The sequence below is a fragment of the Streptomyces mesophilus genome (assembly GCF_011044995.1).
GTDB lineage: Bacteria > Actinomycetota > Actinomycetes > Streptomycetales > Streptomycetaceae > Streptomyces > Streptomyces mesophilus.
The window spans coordinates 1-5,201 of sequence record NZ_JAAKZW010000361.1 but is presented as its reverse complement, the minus strand read 5'-3'; the positions used below and the strand labels follow the sequence as shown (position 1 = coordinate 5,201).

Sequence of the window (5,201 nt, the reverse complement as noted above, 5' to 3'; positions counted from 1 at the left end):
GCAGGTGGGCGTCGACGGTGGGATCGACGGCGGGGCGGCGGGGGCCGAGGAGGCCGCGATGCATGTCGTTGCGGATCCGGAGTCGCGTGACGCCTGAAGAGGGGGCGGCTCAGCCGGTCGATGGGCAATGTGGCTCAGGCGGCTGAGGGGGATGCGGCTCAGTCGGCTGATGAGGGATGCGGCTCACTCGGCCTGTGCCGCCGACGTTTTCCCGCCGTCCGTCTGCCCGGCGACGCGGTCGAGTTGATCGGCCAGACCGGCCAGATCGTCCGCGTACAGGTCGAATCTGTCCGAGGAGGCGGGAGGATCGCCGACGGGGCGCGCGACGTACGCGGTGCGCAGGCCGAGACGCTGGGCCGCGCGCAGATCCCAGGCATGCGCGGCGACCATCAACAGCCGCTCCGGGAGACGCCCGGAAACGGTGACGGCGAGCTGGTAGACCGCTGGGTCCGGCTTGTAGGTGCGGGCGTCTTCAGCGGACAGCGCCTGATGCCAGCGCAGGCCGGCGTGCGCGTTGAGGTCAAGGAGCGCCGTCCGGCTGGCGTTGGAGAGCCCGATGAGCGGGAACCGTTCGGCGAGTCGGGCGAGCCCGGCGACGGTGTCGGGCCACGGCGGGACCCTGCGACCGGACAGGGCCAGTTCCACCACGGCGGCCGGGTCGTCGACCCCAGCAGCCTCGGCGACGAGCCGCGCGGCCTCGCGGTCGAGGGCGTCGCTCGGGAGATAGGGCCGGTCATCGTCGAGCATCCGGCGCTGCTCGTGATCGATGTGCTGCTGCCACAGCGCCAGAAGCTCCTCGACCCGCGGATCGTCGAGCGAGGGGTCGAGTCCCCGAAGGCCGGCGCGGATACCGGCGGGTTCGTCGACGAGCGTGCCGAGCACGTCGAATACGACGGCATCGATCTCGAGCTCTGACATGGGGGAGGTCTCCTGGTGCGGCGGGGGCGTGAGAGCAGTTGTCGGTCGAACACGGTGGGCGGCGCTCCGATTCCCGAACCACGCCTGCACCACGCCCGGCCGGCGCCCTGTCGGTTACCCGCGGGAACCGTCCCCACCCGCCGTATCCAGTTGCGCCGGTTGCCGCCGAATTGCGGCAGTCGGCCTGGCCGCTTTCAGCCCTTGGCTTGAACAAGACCCCCCGAAACAGCCTCTGTTGATCTAGGGTCAGCAAAAAACTCCCTCAGTCGCAAGGGAGTTCGGCCTCAGGGAAAGGTTCACTGCTCGTGGCAGTCGTGTTCAAGGCCGTCGAGTGGAGTGCCCCATGGTGAGCCGCCCCGGCCTCTCCGCTGTCGGCCGCTCCCTGCTGTGGCTGACCGTCGTCGTCCTCATATCCGGCGGCGTCGGCGCGGCAGCACTCGGCGCCGGGTCCAGCTCGCAGCGCTCCCTGATGGTGGGCCTCGCCACTCTCGGCGGCCTCCTGCTGGTCTGGGGTCTGCTGACCGTACGGCAGTTGGCCACAGCGCAGGCGGAACGTGAGCGCCTGCTGCGGATGACGACAGCCCGCGATGCCGAAGTCGGGCACCTCGCCGCGGTGCGGATGCCGGCCATCGTGGAGCGCGTCAACGCGGGGCAGCGCCTCGACGGTGTCGCCGGGCCGCTGCGCACCTCCGCCGAGCTCGGCGAGGACTTCGCACGCGCCCTGGACACCGTGGCCGCCGCCCTGAGCTCCGATGAGGCGGTACGGCGTGAGCGCGCGCTGCGGGACTCCGTACAAGCCGCGTTCGAGTCCGTCGCCCGCACCATGCACGCGATGGCCACCGTGCAGCAGCAGGTCCTCGACCAGATCGAGCGCGACATCGTCGACCCCCACCTGATGGCACGGGTGATGAAGGCCGACCACGCGGCAGCGCAGATGACCCGCAAGGCGCAGACGCTCCTGGTGATGTGCGGGGTCTGGCCGGCCCGCCGGGAGACCCAGCCCGTCTCCCTGTACGACTGCGTACGCGGTGCCATGTCGCGGATCGTCGAGTTCGGCCGCGTCGAGGTGCACGGCGGGCAGACCCTGTACGCGGCGCCGCCCGCGGTCGAGGGCCTGATGCACGCGCTCGCCGAACTCCTGGAGAACGCCACCGTGTTCTCGCCCTCACCGTCCAAAGTCATCGTGTCGGTACGGGAAGTGGGCGCCGGAGCGGTCATCGAGGTCGACGACGCCGGGCACGGCATGCCGCCGGACGTCCTGGAGCAGGCCACCGCACAGCTCACCGACGACCTCGACCTGGCCCGTCTCGGCGCGGTGCCCCGCCTCGGCCTGGCGTGCGTGGGCCGGTGGATGCGGGAACTCGGCTTCGACGTGCAGCTGTCCGGCACTTCTGCGTATGGCGGCACCCGGGCCGTGGCTTTCGTGCCCTACCGGCTGCTGACCGAACCGCTGTCCAACCTGGCGAGCCCCGCCCGCCCCGCCGTCGCCCAGAGCGCGTTGCCGCTGCAGCGCAGCGGTGCGTACGACCCCGTACCCGCACCGCAGCAGCCGGCAAGCGGGGGAGAGGGCCCGGAAGTCGGCGGCCTTCAGCCGACGGGCGCGGCGGCCGCGAGCAGCTCGGACACCACCGTGGCCGGTCTGCCGCAGCGGCGCAGCCGCCGTACGGCCACCGGTTCGCAGGCCCGCCACGCGGCGCCGCCACCCGCCGCCCCCGCCGCGCCGGCCGAGCCGTGGACCCCGGAAGCCGCACGGGCCTCGATCGCCAGCGTGGTGTCCGGCACCCTGCGCGGCCGGGCCCCGGCCACCGCGTACGACGAGACCGGGGACAACGGGCAGCACCCCGCGCACAGCCGTCCCGCCCCCACGGCGGACGAACCGCCTTTCCCCAGCACCATGGATACACCTGACGGAGGCCAGCCGTGACCGGCACCATCGCTCGACTTCCCGACCTGGGATGGATGCTGCACCCGCTGATCGCGATCCCCGGAGTGCGGCACGCGGTCGTGGTCTCCGAGGACGGGCTCCGGCTCGGGCACGCGTCCGCCGAGGACCTGTCGGGACCGGTCGCCGCGCTCAGCGTCGGCGAGGCGGAGGCGCTGTCGGCCGCGAGCGCGGCGATGACCATGACGGGCCGCTCGACCGCCGGGCTGCTGTTCGGCGAAGGGGCCAGGATCCGCCAGATCATGGTCGAGTCCGACCTCGGGTTCGTCCTGTTCACGCACGCAGGGGCCGGCGCCCAGCTCGGCGTCGCCACCGACACGGCAGCCGACGTGGGGCTTGTCGCCCAGCAGATGCAGCTCCTCGTCGCGAAGATCGGTGCCCAACTCAGCGCCCAGCCCCGGGAACAGGCCGCCCCCACGTCATGACGAACGGTCCTTGGGAACGAACCTCTCCCGTTCGCCCCTATGTGATCACCGGTGGGCGTGCCGAGTCCGAAGGTGGCCCGCTGTCCTGGGAGTCCCTGGTCATGGCCACCGACGCGGCCTTCCCCGCCGCGCTGCAGCCGGAGCACCAGGCGATCCTCACGCACTGCCAGGGCTTGTTGTCGGTTGCCGAGGTGGCCGCCCACCTCGGGCAGCCGCCCTCGGTTCTGCAGGTGCTGCTCGCCGACCTCCTGGAGTGGGGGCTGATCGTGACGCGCCCGCCCATCCCGCCGGCCGAACGTGCCGATGTGACCATGCTCAGAAAGGTTCTCAGTGGTCTCGAAAGCCGACTTTGAACCGTGGCCCGAGCCTCCCGCGCCCGCCGGCCCGCAGGCTTCACCGGGTTCCACCGGCCCGCAGGCTTCACCGGGTTCCACCGGCAAGTACGTCGCGCAGAGCGTCACGGGCGCGGCGAAGATCCTCATCGTCGGTCCCCTGGGGGTCGGCAAGACCACCTTGATCGGCACCGTCTCGGAGATCAAACCGCTGTTCACCGAGGCCGTGATGACCCAGGCCGGCGCCCGCGTCGATGCCCCGGCGCACGGTACGAAGGACACCACGACCGTGGCGCTGGACTTCGGCCGGATCACCGTCGCCGGCGATCTGGTGCTCTACCTGTTCGGCACACCCGGCCAGCACCGCTTCCTGCCCGCCTGGCGCGATCTGGCCAAAGGAGCCCTCGGTGCGCTGGCGCTGATCGACCCGAGGGACGTGGCCGCGTCCTTCGACGTGCTCGGTCATCTCGAAGACCTCGGACTGCCGTTCGCGGTCGCCGTGAACGTCTTCCCGGACAGCCCCCAGCACCACGACGCCGAGCTGCGCAAGGCGCTCGATCTGCTGCCCGACACACCCTTGGTGCTGTGCGACGCACGCGATCAGACCTCGTCCATCCAGGCGCTGATCGCGCTGGTCCGCCACCTCATCCTTGCTGCCACGGAGACACCATGAGCACGCAGCCGCCCCCTTTCGCAGCGGACGGGTCCCGCTGCCCGGTCACCGGCGCCACCGCGAGCGGACCGACCGCGCTGTACGGGCCCGATCTCGACGGCGACATGATGCCCGCCCTCTACGAGCAGTTGCGGGCCGCCTACGGGCCGGTCGCTCCGGTCGCCATCGCGCCGGGCATCGACGCCTGGCTGGTGCTCGGGCACCGCGAGCTGCTGCAACTGACGCGCGAGGAACAGGACTTCTCCCACGACCCGCGCCGCTGGACGCTGCTGCGCGAAGGCAGGGTCCCCGCGGACTCGCCCCTGCTGCCGATGGTCGGCTGGCGCCCCGCGCTGCTGTTCACCGACGGCCAGCAGCACCGGCGGATGCGTACCGCGGTCGCCGACGCACTCGCCGGCATCAACGGGCATGAACTGCGCCGCAGCGTCCGCGACATGGCCGAGAACCTGATCGCCTCGTTCGCCGGACGCGGCGAAGCCGACCTCGTCGCCCACTACGCACGCCTGCTCCCGATGCAGGTGATCATCCAGCTGCTCGGCGTGGACCAGCACACCGGCCGCGCCCTGGTCGAGGCGATCGCCGGCACGGTCTCCGCCACCGCGCGCTCCGGCGACGCCAGCAAGCGCATGGCGCAGATCCTGCTCCAACTGATCGACGACAAGCGCCGCAACCCCGGCGACGACGTCACCTCCGCCCTGCTGCACCACCCCGCCAAGCTCACCGACGAGGAAGTGCTGCACAACCTCGTGGTCATGTTCGTCGCCGGCAACCAGACCACGGTCAACTGGATCGCCACCTCGCTGCGCATCCTGCTGTGCGACCCCGCCTTCCGCTCCTCGCTGACCGGCGGACACCTGAGCGTGGACGACGCCCTCGACCTGGTCCTGTGGCGCTTCCCGCCCACCCAGAAC

The 5,201-nt window shown here is 71.6% G+C and carries 7 protein-coding genes; 6 read left to right on the top strand and 1 reads right to left on the bottom strand.

All coding sequences use genetic code 11. The features are described 5' to 3' along the window. Positions 1-4 precede the first annotated feature (4 nt). Positions 5-97 (top strand): DUF5709 domain-containing protein, encoded by a 93-nt coding sequence (locus tag G6045_RS41810; RefSeq protein ID WP_328708074.1) that lies wholly within the window; start codon positions 5-7, stop codon positions 95-97. Positions 98-183: 86 nt separating this feature from the next. On the opposite strand, the gene G6045_RS39085 is transcribed toward G6045_RS41810, so the two are convergent. Next, positions 184-918: a haloacid dehalogenase type II gene (locus tag G6045_RS39085; protein ID WP_165337002.1), complete on the bottom strand. Its 735-nt coding sequence runs from the start codon at positions 916-918 to the stop codon at positions 184-186. A 343-nt stretch (positions 919-1,261) separates the two neighbouring features. Here G6045_RS39085 and G6045_RS39080 point away from each other — a divergent pair, with 343 nt between their 5' ends. The 5 genes from G6045_RS39080 to G6045_RS39060 form a co-directional block, all read left to right on the top strand. Continuing rightward, on the top strand, positions 1,262-2,842 hold the full coding sequence (locus G6045_RS39080; protein WP_235968589.1) for an ATP-binding protein: 1,581 nt from the start codon (positions 1,262-1,264) through the stop codon (positions 2,840-2,842). After that, positions 2,839-3,285: a roadblock/LC7 domain-containing protein gene (locus G6045_RS39075; protein ID WP_165337001.1), complete on the top strand. Its 447-nt coding sequence runs from the start codon at positions 2,839-2,841 to the stop codon at positions 3,283-3,285. Before G6045_RS39080 ends, G6045_RS39075 begins: the two co-directional genes overlap by 4 nt. Beyond that, positions 3,282-3,638 carry a DUF742 domain-containing protein gene (locus G6045_RS39070; protein ID WP_165337000.1) on the top strand — a complete coding sequence of 119 codons (357 nt, stop codon included), beginning with the start codon at positions 3,282-3,284 and terminating at the stop codon, positions 3,636-3,638. The genes G6045_RS39075 and G6045_RS39070 overlap by 4 nt, the downstream gene beginning before the upstream one ends. A gap of 121 nt (positions 3,639-3,759) precedes the next feature. Next, entirely contained in the window at positions 3,760-4,290 is a 531-nt protein-coding gene (locus G6045_RS39065; protein WP_328708073.1) for a GTP-binding protein, read from the top strand. After that, positions 4,287-5,201, top strand: a 915-nt coding sequence (locus tag G6045_RS39060) for a cytochrome P450 (protein ID WP_165336998.1), incomplete at its 3' end; no start/stop codon positions are given. The genes G6045_RS39065 and G6045_RS39060, both read left to right, overlap by 4 nt.